Below are 21,344 nucleotides of genomic sequence, written 5' to 3' on the forward strand. Positions count from 1 at the left end.
AAAGGCAAAATGTGAGCATGACTGCACAATTTCAACATGTATCAGTGTTGATGCAAGAAACACTTGATGCATTAGATATCGATCCAAATGGCACCTATATTGATGGGACGTTTGGACGGGGTGGTCACTCAGGCCAAATACTTGCACGATTAAGTGAGCAAGGCCGCTTGCAAGCGATAGATCAAGATCCCCAAGCCATTGCTGCGGCAGAAAAGTTTGCTGATGATAAACGCTTTGCGATAGCACATACCCGATTTTCAAATATTCATACAGTGGCGCAAGATGCCGATTTGTTGGGTAAAGTCGATGGTATTCTACTCGATATAGGCGTGTCGTCTCCTCAACTTGACGATGCTGACCGTGGCTTTAGTTTTATGAAAGATGGCCCATTAGATATGAGAATGGACCCGACATCTGGGCGCAGTGCGGCGCAGTGGTTAGCCGAAGCTGAACTTGAAGATATTACGTTTGTTATCAAAAAGTATGGTGAAGAGAAGTTTGGTCGTAGAATCGCACATAAGATTTTAGAAACGCGTGACGAAACACCTATTTTAACTACAAAGCAACTTGCTGATTTAGTTGATGAAGCGGTTCCAGTTAAAGACAAGCATAAGCACCCTGCAACCCGCACATTTCAAGCTATTCGAATTTACATAAATAGTGAACTAGAAGAAATTCAAACGGCTCTACAAGCATCTTTGGATGTTTTAAAGCCTGGTGGACGACTGGTTGTTATTTCTTTTCATTCGTTGGAAGATCGCATTGTTAAGCAGTTTATTAAAAAGCAAAGTAAGGGAGAGGCACTTCCTCGTGGGTTACCTTTAACCGACGCGCAGCTTAAACAGAATTTAACATTAAAAGCGGTAGGTAAAGCGATTAAGCCAAGCATTGAAGAGATTAACGAAAATCCGAGATCTCGAAGTTCAGTACTCAGGGTGGCGCAAAAGCTGTAATGAACAAAGTTGTAGATAGACAACCTAAATTGTTTTCAGAAATGTTAGCTGGCTTGTTCGCCAATAAGCTAACGCTTCTGCTATTGCTGTTGATTTTTGTCTCCGCGTTGGTCGTGGTACAAGTCACGCATTTTGCTCGACAACAATTAATTGATCAGGATGTCTTACTACAACAGCGCGACGAACTTGACCTCCAGTGGCGATACTTATTAGTTGAGGAAGAGTTTTACTCGCAACATGCCCGCATCGAAGAAGTTGCCAAAACCCAGCTTAAAATGAAACGCCCAACCAGCAAAGATGAGCAAGTGGTGGTATTACCATGATGAAACCTAAAAACGCTCCCGTAAATCTGATCACTTGGCGATTTGCGCTTGTGTGTGTGGTGCTAGTATTAGTCTTTGTTACCTTAATGGCCAGAGCGGCTTATTTACAAGTCATCGAGCCAGATAAAGCCCGTGCTGAAAACGCCAAACGGACTGTTCGCGTGGAAACGTTAACAGTTCAGCGTGGTATGATTTTTGACCGAAATGGTAAGGAGTTAGCGGTAAGTGTTCCGGTTGTAAGTGTGTATGCCGATCCTCTGGCATTAGACAAGTCGATTGCTAAAAAAGTACTTCGAGCTGCACGTAAAAATGGTGAAGACCATAAAGCACTTGCGCTAGACGAAGCCACTTTGAATGAGAGGAAGATACAATGGTACGCGCAAGATTTACGTTGGCGAGAGCTTGCTGATGTATTACAAATCGACAATGACAAAGTAGATTCGCGTCTACGGGGGAATACCAGTCGTCGTTTTGTTTATTTAAAGCGTCAAGTGACCCCAGCAGTTGCAAATTACATTCGCCAACTTAAGCTGCCTGGTATTCACTTACTTGATGAATCAAAAAGATTTTACCCTAGCGGTGAAGTCACTGCGCATGTTTTAGGTTTCACCAATATTGATGGTGTGGGCATTGAAGGCATTGAAAAACTATTTGAAAATGCTTTAACAGGCGCAGAAGGTCGCCGCACTATTCGTAAAGATGCGCAAGGGCGAGAAGTACAAGTTTTATCTGAAGAGCAGCGAGTAGAGCCAGAAAATATTGAGCTCAGTATTGATTTAAGAATTCAGGCCATCGCGTATAAAGCATTAAAAAGTGCGGTGCTCAGTTATAAAGCAACATCGGGTTCTGCGATGGTTGTGGACGTGACGACAGGTGAAGTCTTGGCAATGGTAAATAGTCCGAGCTTTAATCCCAATGATATGCGAGATGCGGCGCCCTATAAACGCAGAAACCGCGCGATCACAGATTTATTTGAACCTGGTTCAACACTCAAGCCGTTAGCGATATTGGCAGGGCTGAATTACGGTGCAATTGAAGTGGATGATACAATTAATACTTTTCCTGGCTGGATGCGGTTAGGTGGCAGCTTGGTCAAGGATACGCGTAATCACGGTGAAATGTCTTTAAGAGAAATCCTGAAAGTATCATCTAACATGGGGGTTGCCAAAATTAGTCAGATGTTACCTAAAGAGTACTTAGTTGGGTTGTATCAAAAAGTTGGTTTTGGACAGGACACGGGCACATTGATGGTCGGGGAAAGTAGTGGACTATTTTATCCTAATCGCCGTTGGTCAGATTTTGAGATTGCCACATTAGCATACGGCTACGCAGTGTCAGCAAGTACTGCGCAAATTGCGCGTTTGTACGCTACATTTGGTGCCGGCGGTATTTCACGCCCGCTAACGATATTAAAACAAAAAAAACCCCAAGACGGTCAACGTGTGTTTGAAGAGGCACATGTAAAAGCGGTCGTTGCTATGATGGAATCTGTGTTTGAAAAAGAGGGCACTGCGGCCAATGTAAAAGTGGATGGCTACCGTGCTGCTGGAAAAACAGGTACATCAAAAAAAGCGGTTGCTGGTGGCTATGGGGATGAATATGTTGGCTACTTTGCGGGTGTTGCACCAGCAAGTGATCCTAGGCTTGCCGTTGTTGTTATGGTGAATGAGCCTGGTGATGATATTTATTATGGGGGTCAAACATCAGGCCCCGCTTTTGCAGAGATCATGTCAAACTCATTACGTATTCTCAATGTTGCACCAGATAAAGGCCGTGTAGCACGCGTATCGGAGGGTAAGAACGATGCGTGATCTCGCAAATATACTCACCCCGTTAGGCGTTACATGTTCGACTCTGTTCGTTGAGCACTTACGCATAGACAGTCGAGAAATTCAGCCTGGAGATGCTTTTATTGCGCTGCGAGGCCATATTCAAAATGGTGAGAAATATGTGCATGCAGCATTTGAACAAGGTGCAAAATGTGTTTTGGTTGACAGAGAAAGTGATGTGTTGCCAGAAGATAGCCGTGTTATTAAAGTCACGGATCTTAAAAAGCGCATAGCGCACATTGCGGCTGATTTTTATGGGCGGCCCAGTGAACAAATGAAATTGGTGGGGGTAACAGGGACTAACGGCAAGTCAACCACCACAGCGATGATTGCTAATTTAGCGCAACTATGTGATACCCCATCCGCGGTGATTGGTACCTTGGGTTATGGGCCTGTTGAGCAATTAACGCCTTTAGCGAATACCACGCCATCCTCGATTGACTTACAGCGTATTTTGGCAACGTTAAGAGAAACGGCGCAACTCGTTGCAATGGAAGTATCGTCTCACGGTTTAGAGCAAGATAGAGTAGGCCAGAGTCGATTTGAAGCTGCCGTTTTTACAAACCTTTCGCGTGACCATCTAGATTATCATGGTTCCATGCAAGCGTATGCAAATGCGAAACTTAAGCTTTTTAAGACGTGCCATCCAAGAGTCAGTGTACTGAATATTGATGATGAATATGCACTGCAGTGGTTGGATGAACACACCTTCGATCATTTAGTTGTGTATGGTTTGAAGCCAGCACAGCACAATTTTAGTCAGTATGTTTGGTTTGATGACGTGCACTGCTCTCAATATGGCATTCGTGCAAAAATTCATACCAGTTGGGGCGATAAAGACGTTGAATTGCCACTATTTGGCTTATTTAATTTATACAATTTAGCGGCGTCATTAGCGACCTTATTGATGTTAGGTTATGACCTGAAAGCACTGCTACGAGCGGCTAGTAAGCTAAAGCCCGTTGCAGGGCGAATGGAGGCGACGTTTACCGTAAACAAACCGACCTGCGTTGTAGATTATGCCCATACACCAGATGCGCTGGAATTAGCGTTAAAAGCATTGCAACAGCATGTTCCCGGTAATGTGGTTTGTGTTTTTGGATGTGGTGGTGATCGGGATGTTGGCAAACGGGCATTAATGGCACAAGCGGCAGAAAAATATGCCAATAAAGTGATTATCACCAGTGATAACCCGCGTAGCGAAGATCCAGACAAAATCATTGCAGATGTTAAGGCTGGGCTCAGTCAACCTCAGTATGCTTACTGCCAATCAGATCGTGCATTAGCAATTAAATATGCGATTGAGCAGTCACCGAATAACAGCGTTATTCTCATCGCCGGTAAAGGTCATGAAGATTACCAGATCATCGGTCAGCAGCGTATCGCATTTTGCGATAGACAATGGGTTAAAACAATTTTAGAGGGGAAAGGAGCATGATCAAAGTGGATTTCACTTGGCTTGCTGATGTACTAAATACCTCTTTTAATGGGGAAAGTAGACTGGTCGGTAATATTAATACCGATACAAGAACAATAACAACAAATGAGGTGTTTCTTGCACTCAAGGGCCCTAATTTTGATGGTCACAAGTTCGTCCAACAGGCACAAGAAAGAGGGGCCATTGCAGCAATTGTTGAGAGCAAAGTTGATTGTGATATTCCGCAATTTGTCGTAGGAGACACTCGTTTAGCATTGGGCGAAATCGGTAAAGCGATCATGGCCCAAGTTGCGCCAAAAACTATCGCGATAACAGGCAGTGTTGGCAAAACGACGGTAAAGGAAATGTGCGCAGCAGTGCTTGCTCGCAGAGGTCATGTACTCGCAACTAACGGCAATTTTAACAATGATATTGGTGTCCCTTTAACCTTAATGAGATTAGAAGAGCATCATGAGTATGCGGTGATTGAATTAGGGGCTAATCATATCGGTGAGATTGCGTATACAGCCGCATTAACACAACCTGATGTTGCAGTGGTATGCAATGTTGCGCCAGCGCATATTGAAGGGTTTGGCTCAATTGAGGGAGTTGGCCAAGCGAAAGGCGAGATCTTTTCTGGATTAAAAGCCAGCGGTGTAGCGGTTATTAACAGCGATAGTGAATTTGCTGGTATGTGGCAAAGTGGGTTGGGCGATAAATCGCAAGTGCGCTTTTCTCTAACAGAAAAGTTAGACATTTGGGTTGAAAACGTTGTACTCGATCACATGGCGTACGCCAGTTTCGAATTATGCACTGAGAATGAGCGAGTTTCGGTATCATTGCCATTACCCGGTGAGCACAATGTGATGAATACGCTTATTTGCGCTGCATTAACCACGCAATTAGGTGCAAGCTTACAGGATGTAGCCGAGGGAGTGTCACAAATGAACGCTCCAAAAGGCCGAGTAAATTTAATTAAGGTACATGAATCATTGACGGTGGTTGATGATACGTACAACGCGAACGTTAGATCAGTAAAGGCTGCAATTGATCTTTTAACTAAGATGCCGGGACACCATATCTTTGCGTTAGGCGATATGGGGGAGCTTGGTGAGCAAGCACGAGAATATCATGAAGAAGTTGGAGAGTATGCGCGTGAGAAAGGCATTGACGAGCTATTTACCTTAGGGGTATTAAGCCGTTATGCCAGTGATGTATTTGAGCAGTCAGGGCAACACTTTTCAACAAGAGAGCATTTATTAGAAGCTGTAAAGTTAAGCCTTTCTAAGCAGTTAGGGCATTGTACTGTGGTAGTAAAAGGATCGCGCAGTTCTCGTATGGAATTATTAGTAGCAGATTTAGTCGACAGTGGCCGTGAAACAGGCACTGATGGAGCATCAGTATGTTAGTTTGGTTAGCTGAGTATTTAACCCAATATTATAGTGGTTTTAATGTTTTTTCATATTTAACCTTGCGCGCTATTTTAGGTATTTTAACGGCATTATTTATATCATTATATTTTGGACCCAAGTTAATACGTGCATTGCAACGTATGCAAATAGGACAAACAATACGAGATGATGGTCCTGAATCTCACTTATCTAAGTCAGGCACACCCACCATGGGTGGGTTACTCATTTTAGCAGCCATCTTTGTGAGTACGTTGATGTGGGGGGATTTGGATAATAAATATGTGTGGGTCACCCTATTTGTGATTGGTAGTTTAGGCATTGTTGGCTTTGTAGATGATTACCGTAAGGTGATCCGAAAAGACAGTAAGGGCCTGATCGCACGTTGGAAGTACTTTTGGCAGTCTGTTATTGCAATCAGTGTTGCCAGTTTGATGTATTTTACTTCTCATTCTGCATCAGAAACTGTCTTAGTCGTACCATTTTTAAAAGATGTGATGCCTCAGTTAGGTTTGTTCTATTTGGTGATGAGCTACTTTGTCATTGTTGGTACGTCAAATGCGGTGAATCTAACGGATGGTTTGGATGGTTTAGCTATTGTGCCAACCATTTTAGTTGCGGCGGCACTGGCAATTATTGCGTATGTTACTGGCAACGTGAACTTTTCAAATTACCTCCATATTCCTCATATACCCTTGGCATCTGAATTAGTGGTTGTGTGTACAGCCATTGTTGGAGCTGGCTTAGGCTTTTTATGGTTTAACACGTATCCTGCACAAGTTTTTATGGGCGATGTCGGCTCGTTAGCTTTAGGGGGGGCTTTAGGGATCATTGCTATTTTAGTACGCCAAGAGCTGGTGTTACTTATCATGGGCGGTGTTTTTGTGATGGAAGCTCTTTCGGTTATTTTACAAGTTGGTTCTTATAAATTACGAGGGCAGCGCATTTTTAGAATGGCACCGATTCATCATCACTATGAACTAAAGGGTTGGCCAGAGCCTAGAGTGATAGTCAGGTTTTGGATCATTTCTATTATTTTAGTTTTAGCTGGATTAGCGACGTTAAAGATCAGATAAATGCAATATTTAGAAGCGCTTAAAAATAAAAAGATAACAGTGCTCGGACTCGGTGTAACCGGTCTGGGCATTGTGCGTTTTTTATTGTCGCATCAGATTGTGCCTAAAGTGGTTGATAGTCGTGCAGTTCCACCTGGCGCCGACTGGTTAGCAGATAATGCCCCAGAATGTGAGGCTGTGTTTGGTCCATTAGCGGAAGCTGGCTTATCTTATGCCGAGATGGTGATCATTAGCCCAGGTATCGCCCTGTATGAAAGCAGTGTTGCGCACGCAATTGCTAAAGGGGTCGAAGTCATTGGGGACATTGAGGTATTTGCACGCTTAAATACCACGCCGGTTGTTGCAGTAACAGGGTCAAATGGTAAATCAACAGTGGTGAGCCTTGCTACTGAGGTGTGTAAAGCCGCTGGATTAAAAGTTGGGCTAGGTGGCAATATTGGCACATCCGTTTTGGCATTACTTGATGAGCCCTATGATGTTTATGTCTTAGAGTTATCAAGCTTTCAATTAGAGACCACAGAAAGTTTAGTGTGTCGCTCGGCGATGATCTTGAATGTTACCGAAGATCATATGGATAGGTACCCTGATTTTGCAGGGTACTGCGCGGCCAAACAACGGATTTATAAACATGTAGAGCAGTTAGTGTTTAATGCGGATGATGAACATACTTTTTCTGATAGTAAACAAGGAATAAGCGTGTCAGTTGATTCGGGGGATTATCGGGTGTTGACTGACAATGATACCGCGTATTTTGCTGCTCATGATGAGGTCTTGCTGCCTGTGGACTCGTTGCGTGTTGTTGGCCGACATAATCAGTTTAATGCCTTAGCAGTGATGGCATTACTAGCGCCTTTTAATCTACCACTAGAGAGTTTTAAACACGCATTTAAGTCATTTAAAGGGCTTGAACATCGCTGTCAGTTGGTCGCTGAATTTCAAGGCGTTAGGTATTTCAACGATTCTAAAGCAACCAATGTCGGTGCAACGGTTGCCGCATTAGAAAGCCTAGCGCGTGAGCAAGGCAAAATTTTACTCATTCTTGGTGGTGATGCAAAAGGCGCTGATTTACAGCCTTTAATTGCACCACTCCAACGCTATTGCAAAGCAATTTTTTGTTTTGGTCAAGATGGAGAGCAGTTTGTAGCTCTGCATGAACAGGCTTTTTTAGTAGACAATTTAGATGCAGCAGTGCAACAGGCGGCGGCATTATCATGTAATGGCGATAGTGTCTTACTTGCCCCTGCGTGTGCAAGTATTGATATGTATGCCAATTATATGGTGCGTGGTGAAGCTTTTTGTAAATTGGTTGCGGAGCTAGAAGGGTGACCAGCTTCGCTCAGCTCAAGCTGACTTTAACGCCTCGTCAATCTGATGCGTTATTCGATGTGCCTTTATTCTACTGTATGCTGTGTTTGATTGGCGTCGGCTTTGTTATGGTAACGAGTGCGTCTATGCCAGTTGCTGAGCGGTTATTTAACAACCCTTACCATATTAGTATCCGCCATGGCATGTTCTTAGGGATGGGGCTCTTTTTGTTTTGGGCCAGCACAAGTGCGCCTATGGCATGGTGGAAACGATGTAACCCTTATTTACTGTTACTTGGCTTTGGGCTACTCATTTTAGTGCTACTGGTTGGTCGTGAAGTTAATGGCTCAAAACGTTGGATCCCTGTTGGTCCAGTTGGCGTGCAAGCGGCTGAGCTAGCGAAGTTATTCTTTTTCAGTTATATCGCTGGTTATTTGGTGCGTAAAAAAGAAGAAGTACAAGAGAACCTAAAGGGGTTTGCAAAACCGATTGCGGTGTTTGCTGTTTATGCTTTCCTTATCTTAATGCAGCCCGATTTAGGCACTGTGGTGGTGATGTTTGTGACCACTGTGGGTTTACTTTTTCTGGCGGGCGCTAAATTATGGCAGTTTTTTGCCTTGATCCTAACGGGTATTTTTTTAGTGGTGTTACTTATTATTTTTGAGCCATATCGTATGGCGCGCGTTGTGGGGTTTTTAGAACCATGGGATGACCCTTTTGGCAAGGGCTACCAATTAGTTCAGTCACTTATGGCTTATGGGCAAGGTGGTTGGTTTGGACAAGGTCTAGGCAACAGCGTACAGAAATTACAGTATCTGCCAGAAGCCCATAATGATTTTATTTTTGCGGTAATAGCTGAAGAACTCGGCTTTATCGGAGTGGTCAGTATTATTCTGCTATTAGGGTGCCTAGTGTTTAGAGCGCTTCTTATTGGTCAAAAAGCGCTGAAGCACGGTAAAGAATACGAAGGTTACTTTGCCCTTGCGATAGGGATATGGTTTGCTTTTCAAACCATGGTAAATATTGGTGCGAGTGCCGGAATACTGCCGACGAAAGGGTTAACATTGCCATTTGTATCTTATGGGGGTTCCAGTTTGTTAGTGATGATTGTTGCTGCTGGTGTGTTGCAGCGAGTTGACTTTGAAACAAAGATGTCGACTAAACAAGCAACGTCGCGAGGTGGGAAGCGATGAACAAACGTTTATTAGTCGTTGCAGGGGGAACTGGGGGGCATATATTTCCCGGGATCGCCGTTGCAAATGATCTTAAATCACAAGGTTGGGATGTATCATGGATAGGAACGCCCGATCGTATGGAGTCTGAGGTCGTACCAAAGCACAATATCGATATTGACTTTATTCATGTTCAAGGTGTGCGTGGTAATGGCATAAAAAGGTTAATTACAGCCCCAGTGACGGTGTTAAAGGCCATACTTGCAGCAAGAAAAATTATAAAACGCCGCAAGCCCAATGTAATTTTGGCGATGGGCGGCTATGTTACAGGGCCGGTAGGTATTGCAGCTAAGTTGTCGTCTGTTCCTTTGGTGATCCACGAACAAAATGCAGTGGCAGGTATGAGTAATCGTTTATTGGCGAAAGTAGCCAATGCGGTATTGGGCGCTTTTCCAAGCGCTTTTTCTGATAAACGTTTCCAGGTTGTTGGTAATCCGGTACGTGAATCGGTTGCCCTCTTACAGCCTAAGCAGACAAAGCAAACGATCAACTGCTTAATTGTTGGTGGCTCGTTAGGTGCAAAAGTGTTGAACGACACACTACCAGAGGTATTCGCGAAGTTGCAAAGCGACGTTGAAGTGCCCTTGGCTGTGAGGCATCAAAGCGGAAAAGGTCAAAGTGAACACTTGGATAAGCGTTATCTCGATTTGGGTGTACAGGCCTCTGTTAGCGACTTTATTAATGACATGGATAAAGCATATGCGTGGGCTGATATCGTGATTTGCCGTTCTGGTGCACTTACGGTGAGTGAAATTGCTGCTGCGGGGAAAATGGCCTTGTTTGTGCCTTATCCGCATGCTGTTGATGATCATCAAACTGCGAATGCTGATTATTTAGTAAAAGATAAAGCAGCATTGATCATGCCGCAATCCCAATTTGAATTAGACGCCATTGTCGACTTATTACGGCCATTTATGTTGCAGCCGGAGCTTATCACTGAGATAGCAGTGAAAGCCAAAAGTTTAGCCAGATTAGATGCAACACGTTCAGTTGCCCAAGTATGTGCACAGATAAGCCGATAGTGTATTGAATAAATAAATGATTAAAGAGTGTGTAGTGAAAGAATCAAGTAAACGCCGAGCGATGAGAAGAATTAACACCATTCACTTTATTGGTATTGGTGGTGCTGGTATGGGTGGAATTGCTGAAGTACTTGCGTTTGAAGGCTATCGAATTACCGGTTCAGACATTGCCAATAATGCGATGACAGAGCGACTCATAAAGGCGGGTGCCGAAGTATTTATTGGACATCATGAAAGTAATGTAAAAGATGCTGATGTGGTAGTTGTATCAACGGCAATTGATGAAACTAATCCAGAGATCATTGCTGCTAAGGCGGCAAGAACTCCAGTTGTTAGGCGTGCTGAAATGCTTGCTGAGCTAATGCGTTTTCGCCATGGTATTGCTGTGGCAGGTACACATGGTAAAACCACGACCACGAGCTTAATTGCCAGTATTTTTGCACAAGCTCAATTAGATCCGACTTTTGTGATTGGTGGCTTATTAAATAGTGCCGGTACCAACGCTAAGTTGGGGAAAAGTGATGTACTGATCGCTGAGGCAGATGAAAGTGATGCATCATTCTTACATTTACAGCCCATGGTGTCAGTAATTACGAATGTTGAAGCGGATCATATGGATACTTACGGTGGTGATTTTGAAAAGTTAAAAGACACGTATGTTGAGTTTGTTCATAATCTGCCTTTTCATGGTTTAGCTGTTGTGTGTATAGACTCACCTGTCGCACTTGAGTTAATTCCGCGCTTTGCTCGTCCTACGATCACCTATGGAGAGGCCGCTGCGGCTGATTATAAAATGGTGAATTTTACTCAGTCAGTGAATAGCAGCAAGTTCTCTGTGACCACCAAACAAGGTGAATGTATTGACGTGGAGTTAAACATGCCTGGTAGGCATAACGCACTCAATGCTACCGCTGCGATTGCGGTTGCCAAAGATCATGATATTGAAAACCACTTTATTTTAAAGGCTTTGGCTGAATTTGAAGGAATTGGACGTCGTTTTCAACACTATGGCGAATTTGAAAATGAATGTGGTGCGGTGATGTTAGTCGATGATTACGGGCATCATCCATCAGAGGTTCAAGTGACCATTGAAGCTGCGAGAGCTGGTTGGCAAGATAAGCGCTTAGTGATGATTTATCAGCCGCATAGATTCACTCGTACCCGAGACTTATATGAAGACTTTGTGAAAGTGTTAGCTGAAGTTGATCAGTTAATCTTATTAGATGTATATAGTGCGGGTGAAAGTCCCATTGTTGGCGCGGATAGTAAAAGCTTGTGCCGCAGCTTGCGCCAAAGAGGGATAGAGCCCATTCATGTTGCAAACCAAGATGAGTTATTTGGTATTTTGGCCGATACGCTGGCAGATAATGATTTAGTGATCACCCAGGGTGCGGGAAATATAGGTCAAATAGTGAAAAAAATAGCGGCGACAAATATGTCGATTAATACGTTAAAGCAAGGTGATGCATGAAGCAGTTTGGTAAAGTCGCCGTTTTGTTAGGCGGAAACTCTGCAGAGCGTGAAGTGTCATTAAAATCTGGTGCAGCAGTGCTTAATGGATTGATCAAGGCCGGCATAGATGCTTTTGCTTTTGACCCTGCGCAGCGCAATATCCTTGAGCTTAATACGCTTAATGTCGACCGGGTGTTTATTGCGCTACACGGCCGAGGTGGTGAAGATGGTACGATTCAAGGGGCACTTGAGTTTATGTCATTACCTTATACTGGCAGTCAGGTTTTGGGCAGTGCGCTGGCTATGGATAAAATTCGCAGTAAGCACTTATTTCGCGCAGCGCAGCTGAGTACCGCAGCGTATACGGTTGCGAATGCAAAAGAGGGCTTTGATGCCGCAGCAATCATTGCCGATTTTGGTAAAGTCATGGTTAAACCAAGCCATGAAGGCTCAAGTATTGGTATGGCGCAAGCCAGTACGGCACAAGAGTTAACTGATGCACTTACCGCAGCATTTGCATTTGATGATGAAGTACTCATTGAGCAATGGGTCACTGGTCGGGAATTTACTGTGGCTATGCTCGCAGACAAGGCTTTACCTGTGATAGAGATGAAAACGCCGCGTGGTTTTTATGATTATGAAGCGAAATATCAGGTTAATAGCACAGAATATTATTGCCCGGCAGAGATAAGTGAAGCACATACAGCACAGCTACAGATCATGGCGAAACATGCGTTTGAACTGGTTGGTGCTACAGGCTGGGGTCGAGTTGATGCGATGCAAGATGAGCATGGCCAATTTTATTTACTTGAAGTGAATACGGTTCCGGGCATGACCGAAAAGTCTTTGGTGCCAATGGCAGCCAAGGCACAAGGTGTGAGTTTTGAGCAATTAGTTGTTCGCATTTTGGAGCAAACGCTTTAAGATGCGTGCGCTTTTTGAAAAAGTCCAAATACTAAATAAAAGATGCAATTGGTCTTTTATATTTGGTGTTGGTTTTTTCATTGCTGTCATTATATCACTGACAAAGAGCACATTTTGGGTCAGTGATTGGCTAGTAGAGCACCAAGATGCTCAGTTAAAAAAGTTAACCGTATTAGGTCAACCTTATTACAGTAGTGAGCAAGAAATTATATCTGCCATTAAACGAGTTGATTTAAGTAGTTATTTTGAACTGGATGTAAAAGCGGTTCAGCAGTCGGTTATGTCACTGCCTTGGGTTGCGAGTGTATCGGTGCGTAAGCAGTGGCCAGATCAACTGCATGTATATGTGGTTGAACACCAACCCGTGGCAATATGGAATAGCGACTTATTATTGAATGAAGAAGGTGAGGTTTTTCAAGCGCCAAATGAAAGTTTAACCAATAAATTGCCGCAATTATATGGCCCTGAAGGCAGTGAAACAGAGGCATGGCAAACTTTTTTGCAGTTGAAGGCCATGCTGGAAGTTAATCAATTTCATTTAGTCAGCTTGGCTTTATCAGAGCGATTTGCATGGCAGTTGTGGTTAGACAATGGCATGCGCTTAAATTTAGGGCGCGAAGAAAAAGCAAAGCGAGTACAGCGTTTTATTGATGTATATCCGCAAATGCAAAGGCCGGAAGGTGCGTTAATTGACGCGATAGATTTACGCTACGACACAGGGCTTGCGGTGAGCTGGAAGTATCCGCAAGTTGAAGCACAACAAAATAAGAGTAAAGCATGACGAAGTCAGCAGAAAGAAACTTAGTGATAGGGCTCGATGTTGGTACCTCTAAAGTGGTAGCAACTGTGGGTGAGATCACCGCAGATAATCAGCTTAGTATTGTGGGTGTCGGTAACCAAGTCTCTCACGGTATGGACAAAGGTGGCGTGAATGATTTGAACTTGGTTTCTGAGTCAATTCGTCGTGCAATTGATGAAGCTGAATTGATGGCAGATTGCCGTATTAGTTCAGTTTATCTTGGTATCTCGGGTAAACACATTCAATGCCAAAACGAAAGTGGCGTAGTTGCTATTAATAACTCAGAAGTCACAGATGACGACATAGCCAATGTGATCCATATTGCACGCTCTGTGCCGATTTCTGCTGAGCGTAAAATGCTGCATTCATTGCCACAAGAATATAGCATTGATATGCAAGAAGGAATAAAAAACCCGTTGGGTATGAGCGGTGTGCGAATGGAAGCAAAAGCACATATCATCACGTGCTCAAATGATATGGCAAAAAATATCGAAAAATGCGTTGAGCGATGTGGTCTTAATGTAGATCAGTTGACGTTCAGTGCCTTGGCATCTTGCTATTCAGTGTTGACAGAAGATGAAAAAGAATTAGGGGTTGCCGTTGTTGATATTGGCGGCGGCACCATGGATATCGCCATTTATTTAAATGGTGCTTTGCGCCATTCTGCAGTGATCCCCGTTGCAGGCAACCAAGTGACAGGTGATATTGCAAAAATATTCCGTACGCCGATATCTCACGCTGAGTCATTAAAAGTGCAATATGCCTGCGCAAGTAGCCAAATGGCCAGTAGTGAAGAAACCATTGAAGTGCCAAGTGTGGGTGGTCGACCGGCGAGGCTAATGTCACGCCATACTCTCTCTGAGGTTGTTGAACCACGGTATAGAGAATTACTTGAATTGACGTTGGAAGAAATACGTCGCTCAGGGTTTGAAGATCAAATCGCCGCTGGACTGGTTATAACCGGAGGGAGTGGTAAAATGGCCGGCGCATTAGAAGTGGCCGAAGATATTTGCCAAATGCCAGTGAGAGTGGGAAAACCCATCGGAATTACTGGATTAACAGATTATGTGAACGATCCTGCATACGCAACCGCAGTAGGTTTGTTACAATATGGCCGTACTCTGCAGTCGATGAATGCACAGAAGTCGAAATCAGAGTCGGAAGGAAATTGGTGGAACCGCGTTACAAAATGGTTCCAAGGCGAGTTTTAAGCTCAAGTCGGAGAGTGAAAGATGTTTGATATAATGGAACAACACAGCGAAGAAGCTGTTATTAAAGTTATTGGTGTAGGTGGCGGTGGTGGTAATGCCGTTGAGCACATGGTTAAACAAGAGATCGAAGGTGTGCGATTTGTTGCTGCGAATACGGATGCACAAGCATTACGTAAATCATCTGCAGATATTACAGTGCAGCTTGGTACACAGATCACTTCTGGTTTAGGTGCAGGTGCGAACCCTGAAGTGGGTCGTAAATCTGCTGAAGAAGACATCGAAACGATTAAAACAGCATTAGAAGGTGCTGATATGATCTTTATTGCTGCTGGTATGGGCGGTGGTACAGGTACAGGTGCAGCACCTGTTGTTGCTCGCGTAGCCAAAGAGCTTGGTATTTTAACGGTTGCGGTAGTGACTCGACCTTTTGATCTTGAAGGCAAAAAGCGTATGGCTGCTGCGGATCAAGGTATTGGTGAATTGTCAGAAATTGTAGATTCACTCATTACAATTCCAAACAATAAATTACTGAAAGTATTAGGTAAAGGCACTACATTACTAGATGCCTTTGCAAAGGCAAATGACGTACTTTACGGTGCGGTGCAAGGTATTGCTGAATTAATAACGCGTTCAGGATTGATCAATGTGGATTTCGCCGACGTAAGAACAGTTATGTCAGCAATGGGTACCGCAATGATGGGAACAGCTTCTGCGTCTGGTCCAGATCGTGCTCAAGAAGCCGCTGAAGCAGCTATTTCAAGCCCATTATTAGAAGATGTTGATTTAACAGGTGCAAAAGGTATCTTGGTTAATATCACAGCGGGTATGGATATCACTATAGAAGAATTTGAGATTGTCGGTAATCATGTAAAGGCTTTGGCATCAGAAAACGCAACGGTTGTTGTGGGTGCTGTCATTGATCCTGAAATGAGCGACGAACTACGAGTGACTGTGGTTGCGACAGGTCTGGGTGGTGAGCGCAGACCTCAGTTTGGTATTGTAGATAATGGCTTTAAAAAAGCTGCGGGTGGCGACACAGCAAGTACTGCAACCAGTCAATCTGCAGGGATGTTTGTACCGAGCTTTACACAGTCAGACGCGGCACAAGAAACGGCACCGAGTACTGTAAGTACAGCACAAACGAGCAATGTGCCTGCGCCAGAAAGTCAAGCTACAGCGAAACCTGCTGAGCAGGACAAAGAGAAAGGGGATTACTTTGACATCCCTGCATTTTTACGCAAACAGTCAGACTAAACTGGCTGTTAATTAAACAATTGGCAGGTGGTCGTATCTGTGATACAATCCTCCGTCTAAGTGTAATTTGAAGTAGGCGAAGCTATGATTAAACAACGTACAATTGCTGAAGTTGTTAAAGCAACAGGTGTCGGGCTTCACAAGGGTGAAAAAGTTACGATCACTCTCCGACCCGCGAGCGAAAATACCGGAGTGGTATTTCGCCGCGTTGATCTTGACCCTGTGGTGGATTTTGAAACCACACCTGATGCTGTTGGTGATACGCAATTATGTACGTGTTTAACAAACAAAGACGGAATTCGTCTTTCGACTACTGAGCATTTGATCGCGGCTGTTGCTGCACTGGGTATTGATAACCTAGTGGTAGAGTTAGACAGTGCTGAAGTGCCGATAATGGACGGGAGTGCATTACCGTTTATTTATTTATTGCAAAAAGGCGGCATTAAAGAGCAAAACGTCGCGAAGCGTTTTATTCGTATCAAAGAAAAGGTCCGTGTGGAAGACGGTGATAAGTGGGCTGAGATCACCCCTTATGATGGTTTCCATATTGACTTTGAAATTGCGTTTGACCACCCAGCAATTAATGACAGTCGTCAGCGTATAGGCCTTGATATTACAGCGCAAAGTTTTACTGAAGAAATTAGTAGAGCACGCACCTTTGGGTTTATGAAAGACATCGAATACATGCATGCCAATAATCTAGCGCTGGGCGGTAGTATGGATAACGCGGTTGTATTGGATGAATATAAAGTATTAAATCCAAACGGGCTGCGCTATTCAGATGAATTTGTGAAGCATAAAATACTCGATTGTGTTGGTGATATGTTTATGGCTGGCCATAACATTTTAGGTAAAATCACTTGCTACAAGTCAGGTCATGGCCTTAATAATAAGCTGTTACGTGAGATTATGGCATCAGAAACCGCGTGGGAATGGGCTACCTTTGAAGAGCCTATTAGCATGCCAGCACCTGGTATGGAAGTGACCACTGCATGAACGGAAAAAAATTCTAAAAAATGACGCGATAGCGTCATTTTTTTTGCTTATTTTTCTGCGCGTGTTGAGCGAGTTTTAATAATTTAGCTTGTAGGCTGGGTGGGGCATTCCCTGCGATTTCAGTTAGCTGCTGTGCTGTTTGTGCGCTCATAACTCGACCCTCGCTCTGTTTTTCAGGGCGAATTTGGTCATCTCGTTTAGGCGTTAATCGTTGCTGTGCTTCGGGGTTTGTGACGACTTTTACTTGTGCGCACTCTATCATTCCAGCAGCTCTGAATTGAGATAAAATCTCCATTTTTAAGAAGTTTAAACGAGTAGCAAGGGTGGCTGATGCGGCTTCAATGACCAATGTTCCTTCTCGATAGTTACCAACACGGCACTTCTTAATTAAAACTGGGCCTACGGCACTCTCTAAACAGCTTTGCCACTGCGCCATCGCTTGCGACTTTTCTGTATAACTGACCATTTTGTTAGACCACTTTCCCATTAACTCATTGAGTTGCTTAGGAGCATACCGATTCTTTGCCATTGTTATTTTTCAAAGTCTACGAAACACATCTCCTAGTATAGCGGTGCCGGAAAATGAACAACAGTTAAATAAAAGCAGGAAGCTTGATTTATCGCTAAATATCACCATATCTAAGGTTAATCTCGATTATGTTTCAATTTGTTGCTACATTGGGTATTTGTTGCTAATAGAAATAGCAGCATTGGTTTACGTAAAGCCGCTTTTTATCAGGAAAACCTCGCTGTTTTGACTTCAATGGTTTGCAGCTACGTAGAGTCTGGTATGATAGGGGTAATAAATTGAATTTGGCATACAGCAAACGCAATTAAGCATTTGTCGCCGACAGGAAGCAGTGCGGCCTCAGTACCCAATGACGTATACGCATAGGTAAGGTCTGCCATCAATAGAGTGAAAACGGTTTTAACATGATAGCTAATATTTTTACCAAGATTTTTGGTAGTCGCAATGACCGCACTATTAAAAACTTAAGAAAGACAGTTGCTTTAATTAATGCCTTGGAAGAGCAATATGCAGCTCTGACCGACGAACAACTAAAAGCTAAAACAGCGGAGTTCAGAACGCGTTTCGAGCAAGGCACTAGTTTAGATGATATTCTACCTGAAGCATTTGCAACAGTGCGTGAAGCATCAAAGCGTGTTTATAAAATGCGTCATTTCGATGTGCAAATGATTGGTGGTATTGTGCTTCACCAAGGCCGAATCTCTGAAATGCGTACCGGTGAAGGTAAAACGCTAACCGCGACGTTACCCGCTTATCTAAATGGTTTAACGGGGAAGGGCGTTCACGTCATCACTGTAAACGACTACTTAGCTAAGCGTGATGCAGAAACAAACCGTTCATTATTTGAATTTTTAGGGTTGAGTGTTGGCTGTAATGTACCTGGCATGATGCCGGAGCAAAAAAAGCAAGCTTACTCAGCGGATATCACGTACGGAACCAACAATGAATTTGGTTTTGATTACTTACGTGACAACATGGCATTCAGTATAGAAGAGCGAGTTCAACGTCCTCTTTATTATGCGGTCGTGGATGAAGTGGATTCAATTTTGATTGATGAAGCGCGTACACCGCTCATTATTTCAGGCCCAGCTGAAGACAGCTCAGCGCTCTATACGCAAATAAATAAAATTGTCCCTTCTCTTATTTTACAAGATAAAGAAGATGAAGAAGGCATTGAAGGCGATGGCGATTTCACAATTGATGAAAAATCAAAGCAAGTTCATTTAACGGAACGTGGTCAAGTCAATGTCGAAGAATTATTGCTTGAACATAAGCTTATTGAAGAAGGTGATTCACTTTATTCAGCAGCAAGCATCACGTTATTAAGCCATGTCTACGCCGCACTTCGCGCGCACAAGTTGTATCAAAAAGACGTTGATTATGTAGTCAAAGACAATGAAGTCATTATTGTTGATGAACATACCGGTCGTACAATGGAAGGGCGTCGCTGGTCTGAAGGCCTACATCAGGCGGTAGAAGCGAAAGAAGGTGTTCGTATTCAAAACGAAAACCAAACGCTGGCCTCTATTACTTTCCAGAACTACTTCAGAATTTATGACAAGTTAGCGGGTATGACAGGTACCGCGGATACTGAAGCATTCGAATTTCAATCAATTTATGGCTTAGACACGGTTGTTATTCCTACAAACAAACCGATGGTTCGTGATGATAGAGCTGATTTAGTTTATCTGACACAAGAAGAGAAATTTGAAGCCATTCTTGAGGATATCAAAGGATGTCAGGAGCGTGGTCAACCTGTTCTTGTTGGTACCGTTTCGATTGAAAGCTCTGAGTACTTATCGCATTTCTTACGTAAAGAGAAAATTGAGCATAATGTTCTAAATGCTAAGTTCCATGAACAAGAAGCCGATATTGTTGCAGATGCGGGTTTACCGGGTAAAGTGACTATTGCAACTAACATGGCCGGTCGTGGTACCGATATTGTACTCGGTGGTAATTGGCAGAGTGATCTTGCTAAATTAGACAATCCATCAGAAGACAAAATTGCGCAAGTGAAAAGCAAGTGGCAAGAAACGCACGATGCTGTATTAGCCGCTGGCGGTTTACACATTATAGGTACTGAGCGTCATGAATCACGCCGTATAGATAATCAGCTTCGAGGCCGTTCGGGTCGTCAAGGTGATGCGGGTTCAAGCCGTTTCTATTTATCAATGGATGATGCGCTGATGCGTATTTTCGCTGGTGAGCGCATGACAAACATGATGCGTAAGCTAGGGATGCAGCGTGGTGAAGCCATTGAACACCCTTGGGTGAATCGTGCAATTGAAAACGCACAACGCAAAGTGGAAGCGCGTAACTTTGATATTCGTAAGCAATTACTTGAATACGATGATGTTGCGAATGATCAGCGTCGTGTAGTGTACGAGCAGCGAAATGAATTGCTTGAAGAAGGCGACATTTCAGAAACCATTAATGCTATTCGCAGCGATGTGCTCAATGGCACCATCGATCAGTTTATTCCACCGCAGAGTCTTGCGGAGATGTGGGATATTAAAGGGCTGGAAGAGCGTATTAAAGGTGATTTTCTTATCGAGCTGCCAATTGAAAAGTGGTTGGCTGATGATGAGAAACTGTATGAAGAGAAGCTGCGTGACCGCATAAATGAAGAAGTCGAGCAATCATACAAAGATAAAGAGCAAATGGTTGGCCCTGATGTGTTACGTCAGTTTGAAAAGGCAATCATGCTACAAAGCCTTGATCAACACTGGAAAGATCACTTAGCGGCGATGGATCATCTGCGTCAAGGTATTCATTTACGCGGCTATGCACAGAAAAACCCTAAACAAGAATATAAGCGTGAGTCTTTTGAGCTATTTTCTGAAATGCTTGAAAACTTGAAAGTAGATGTTGTCGGGATCCTTAGTAAAGTACAGGTGCGTGCTGAAGAAGATGTTGAGAAAGTTGAACAGCAACATCGTCGCAGTGAGCAAGCACCTAAAGAGTATCAACATGCTGAAGCGGAACATGTTGGTGGCGAAGTACCTGAAGGTGTGGCTGTTGCTGCAAGAACGGATGTTAAGGTGGGCAGAAACGAAGCGTGTCCTTGTAAATCAGGCAAAAAATTTAAACAATGTTGTGGTAAATTAAAGTAGCCATATACATTATTGTTTTAGGAAAAAGCGACTCTCGAGTCGCTTTTTTTATCGGAGAATTATTAGCATGAAAAAAGTTGTTGAAGTTGCTGTTGGGGTTATAAAGGCAAACAATAAAATCTTTATTAGTAAACGTCATGACGGGCAGCACCAAGGTGGTTTATGGGAATTCCCTGGTGGTAAAATCGAAGCGGGCGAAACGGTATTTGATGCGCTAAAGAGAGAGTTAAAAGAAGAAGTTAATATTAATGTCGTAAGCTCTATTGAGCTACAAGTAATAGAGCATGATTATACTGATAAGTCAGTGCGATTGATGGTGCATATAGTCGAAGATTTCACTGGCGAAGCGAAAGGGTTAGAGTCACAAGTTTGCCAATGGGTAGATATTAACGAATTGACTAATTATGACTTTCCAGAAGCAAATCAGGAGATTATCAGCCGCCTCCACACTACTATTTAAAATAAATGCTAATGAACATATATTTTTTGCCACTGATAGT

At 43.4% G+C, this 21,344-nt stretch carries 18 protein-coding genes; 17 read left to right on the forward strand and 1 reads right to left on the reverse strand.

Annotated features, from left to right (window positions below; translation table 11 throughout):
- Positions 1-17 precede the first annotated feature (17 nt).
- From rsmH to lpxC, 15 genes are all read left to right on the forward strand, one after another.
- Positions 18-953: a 16S rRNA (cytosine(1402)-N(4))-methyltransferase RsmH gene (rsmH, locus tag BGP78_RS08360; RefSeq protein WP_119860972.1), complete on the forward strand. Its 936-nt coding sequence runs from the start codon at positions 18-20 to the stop codon at positions 951-953.
- Positions 953-1,276 (forward strand): cell division protein FtsL, encoded by a 324-nt coding sequence (gene ftsL, locus BGP78_RS08365; RefSeq protein WP_010361400.1) that lies wholly within the window; start codon positions 953-955, stop codon positions 1,274-1,276. Before rsmH ends, ftsL begins: the two co-directional genes overlap by 1 nt.
- Positions 1,273-3,087 carry a penicillin-binding transpeptidase domain-containing protein gene (locus tag BGP78_RS08370; RefSeq protein ID WP_119860973.1) on the forward strand — a complete coding sequence of 605 codons (1,815 nt, stop codon included), beginning with the start codon at positions 1,273-1,275 and terminating at the stop codon, positions 3,085-3,087. The genes ftsL and BGP78_RS08370 overlap by 4 nt, the downstream gene beginning before the upstream one ends.
- Complete coding sequence (locus BGP78_RS08375; protein WP_119860974.1) at positions 3,080-4,543, forward strand: UDP-N-acetylmuramoyl-L-alanyl-D-glutamate--2,6-diaminopimelate ligase; 1,464 nt, start codon at positions 3,080-3,082, stop codon at positions 4,541-4,543. Before BGP78_RS08370 ends, BGP78_RS08375 begins: the two co-directional genes overlap by 8 nt.
- The gene (murF, locus tag BGP78_RS08380; RefSeq protein ID WP_119860975.1) at positions 4,540-5,931 is read left to right on the forward strand and encodes a UDP-N-acetylmuramoyl-tripeptide--D-alanyl-D-alanine ligase; all 1,392 of its coding nucleotides are present in this window, start codon (positions 4,540-4,542) and stop codon (positions 5,929-5,931) included. Before BGP78_RS08375 ends, murF begins: the two co-directional genes overlap by 4 nt.
- Positions 5,925-7,007: a phospho-N-acetylmuramoyl-pentapeptide-transferase gene (gene mraY / locus BGP78_RS08385; protein ID WP_119860976.1), complete on the forward strand. Its 1,083-nt coding sequence runs from the start codon at positions 5,925-5,927 to the stop codon at positions 7,005-7,007. Before murF ends, mraY begins: the two co-directional genes overlap by 7 nt.
- Positions 7,008-8,333 (forward strand): UDP-N-acetylmuramoyl-L-alanine--D-glutamate ligase, encoded by a 1,326-nt coding sequence (gene murD, locus BGP78_RS08390; protein ID WP_119860977.1) that lies wholly within the window; start codon positions 7,008-7,010, stop codon positions 8,331-8,333. It abuts the gene before it with no gap.
- Positions 8,330-9,505: a cell division protein FtsW gene (gene ftsW / locus BGP78_RS08395; protein ID WP_119860978.1), complete on the forward strand. Its 1,176-nt coding sequence runs from the start codon at positions 8,330-8,332 to the stop codon at positions 9,503-9,505. Before murD ends, ftsW begins: the two co-directional genes overlap by 4 nt.
- Positions 9,502-10,566: an undecaprenyldiphospho-muramoylpentapeptide beta-N-acetylglucosaminyltransferase gene (gene murG / locus BGP78_RS08400; RefSeq protein ID WP_119860979.1), complete on the forward strand. Its 1,065-nt coding sequence runs from the start codon at positions 9,502-9,504 to the stop codon at positions 10,564-10,566. The genes ftsW and murG overlap by 4 nt, the downstream gene beginning before the upstream one ends.
- 16 nt (positions 10,567-10,582) lie before the next feature.
- Positions 10,583-12,037, forward strand: a complete 1,455-nt coding sequence (murC, locus tag BGP78_RS08405; protein ID WP_119860980.1) for a UDP-N-acetylmuramate--L-alanine ligase — start codon at positions 10,583-10,585, stop codon at positions 12,035-12,037.
- Entirely contained in the window at positions 12,034-12,942 is a 909-nt protein-coding gene (locus BGP78_RS08410; RefSeq protein ID WP_119860981.1) for a D-alanine--D-alanine ligase, read from the forward strand. The genes murC and BGP78_RS08410 overlap by 4 nt, the downstream gene beginning before the upstream one ends.
- 1 nt (position 12,943) lies before the next feature.
- Positions 12,944-13,723 carry a cell division protein FtsQ/DivIB gene (locus BGP78_RS08415; protein WP_119860982.1) on the forward strand — a complete coding sequence of 260 codons (780 nt, stop codon included), beginning with the start codon at positions 12,944-12,946 and terminating at the stop codon, positions 13,721-13,723.
- A complete protein-coding gene (gene ftsA / locus BGP78_RS08420; RefSeq protein ID WP_010361411.1) occupies positions 13,720-14,952 on the forward strand; it encodes a cell division protein FtsA in 1,233 nt (410 codons plus the stop codon). Before BGP78_RS08415 ends, ftsA begins: the two co-directional genes overlap by 4 nt.
- 21 nt (positions 14,953-14,973) lie before the next feature.
- Positions 14,974-16,206, forward strand: coding sequence for a cell division protein FtsZ (gene ftsZ / locus BGP78_RS08425; protein WP_119860983.1), 1,233 nt, complete (start codon positions 14,974-14,976; stop codon positions 16,204-16,206).
- A gap of 84 nt (positions 16,207-16,290) precedes the next feature.
- Entirely contained in the window at positions 16,291-17,202 is a 912-nt protein-coding gene (gene lpxC, locus BGP78_RS08430) for a UDP-3-O-acyl-N-acetylglucosamine deacetylase (RefSeq protein WP_119860984.1), read from the forward strand.
- A 34-nt stretch (positions 17,203-17,236) separates the two neighbouring features.
- Here the strand turns inward: lpxC and BGP78_RS08435 are convergent, their stop codons facing one another.
- Positions 17,237-17,731 (reverse strand): DUF721 domain-containing protein, encoded by a 495-nt coding sequence (locus BGP78_RS08435; protein ID WP_119860985.1) that lies wholly within the window; start codon positions 17,729-17,731, stop codon positions 17,237-17,239.
- 404 nt (positions 17,732-18,135) lie between these two features.
- Here BGP78_RS08435 and secA point away from each other — a divergent pair, with 404 nt between their 5' ends.
- On the forward strand, positions 18,136-20,844 hold the full coding sequence (gene secA, locus BGP78_RS08440) for a preprotein translocase subunit SecA (RefSeq protein ID WP_119860986.1): 2,709 nt from the start codon (positions 18,136-18,138) through the stop codon (positions 20,842-20,844).
- 67 nt (positions 20,845-20,911) lie between these two features.
- Positions 20,912-21,304, forward strand: coding sequence for an 8-oxo-dGTP diphosphatase MutT (gene mutT / locus BGP78_RS08445; protein WP_119860987.1), 393 nt, complete (start codon positions 20,912-20,914; stop codon positions 21,302-21,304).
- Positions 21,305-21,344 lie beyond the last annotated feature (40 nt).

The sequence above is a fragment of the Pseudoalteromonas sp. MSK9-3 genome (assembly GCF_003590335.1).
GTDB lineage: Bacteria > Pseudomonadota > Gammaproteobacteria > Enterobacterales > Alteromonadaceae > Pseudoalteromonas.

Bases quoted from the DNA above. Each gene is read 5' to 3' on its own strand.
- ftsZ (WP_119860983.1), top strand. From the start codon at position 14,974: ATGTTTGATATAATGGAACAACACAGCGAAGAAGCTGTTATTAAAGTT.
- secA (WP_119860986.1), top strand. From the start codon at position 18,136: ATGATAGCTAATATTTTTACCAAGATTTTTGGTAGTCGCAATGACCGC.
- murF (WP_119860975.1), top strand. From the start codon at position 4,540: ATGATCAAAGTGGATTTCACTTGGCTTGCTGATGTACTAAATACCTCT.
- BGP78_RS08435 (WP_119860985.1), bottom strand. From the start codon at position 17,731: ATGGCAAAGAATCGGTATGCTCCTAAGCAACTCAATGAGTTAATGGGA.
- mutT (WP_119860987.1), top strand. From the start codon at position 20,912: ATGAAAAAAGTTGTTGAAGTTGCTGTTGGGGTTATAAAGGCAAACAAT.
- mraY (WP_119860976.1), top strand. From the start codon at position 5,925: ATGTTAGTTTGGTTAGCTGAGTATTTAACCCAATATTATAGTGGTTTT.
- BGP78_RS08370 (WP_119860973.1), top strand. From the start codon at position 1,273: ATGATGAAACCTAAAAACGCTCCCGTAAATCTGATCACTTGGCGATTT.
- lpxC (WP_119860984.1), top strand. From the start codon at position 16,291: ATGATTAAACAACGTACAATTGCTGAAGTTGTTAAAGCAACAGGTGTC.
- BGP78_RS08410 (WP_119860981.1), top strand. From the start codon at position 12,034: ATGAAGCAGTTTGGTAAAGTCGCCGTTTTGTTAGGCGGAAACTCTGCA.
- rsmH (WP_119860972.1), top strand. From the start codon at position 18: ATGACTGCACAATTTCAACATGTATCAGTGTTGATGCAAGAAACACTT.
- BGP78_RS08375 (WP_119860974.1), top strand. From the start codon at position 3,080: ATGCGTGATCTCGCAAATATACTCACCCCGTTAGGCGTTACATGTTCG.
- murC (WP_119860980.1), top strand. From the start codon at position 10,583: ATGATTAAAGAGTGTGTAGTGAAAGAATCAAGTAAACGCCGAGCGATG.
- ftsL (WP_010361400.1), top strand. From the start codon at position 953: ATGAACAAAGTTGTAGATAGACAACCTAAATTGTTTTCAGAAATGTTA.
- murG (WP_119860979.1), top strand. From the start codon at position 9,502: ATGAACAAACGTTTATTAGTCGTTGCAGGGGGAACTGGGGGGCATATA.
- ftsA (WP_010361411.1), top strand. From the start codon at position 13,720: ATGACGAAGTCAGCAGAAAGAAACTTAGTGATAGGGCTCGATGTTGGT.
- murD (WP_119860977.1), top strand. From the start codon at position 7,008: ATGCAATATTTAGAAGCGCTTAAAAATAAAAAGATAACAGTGCTCGGA.
- BGP78_RS08415 (WP_119860982.1), top strand. From the start codon at position 12,944: ATGCGTGCGCTTTTTGAAAAAGTCCAAATACTAAATAAAAGATGCAAT.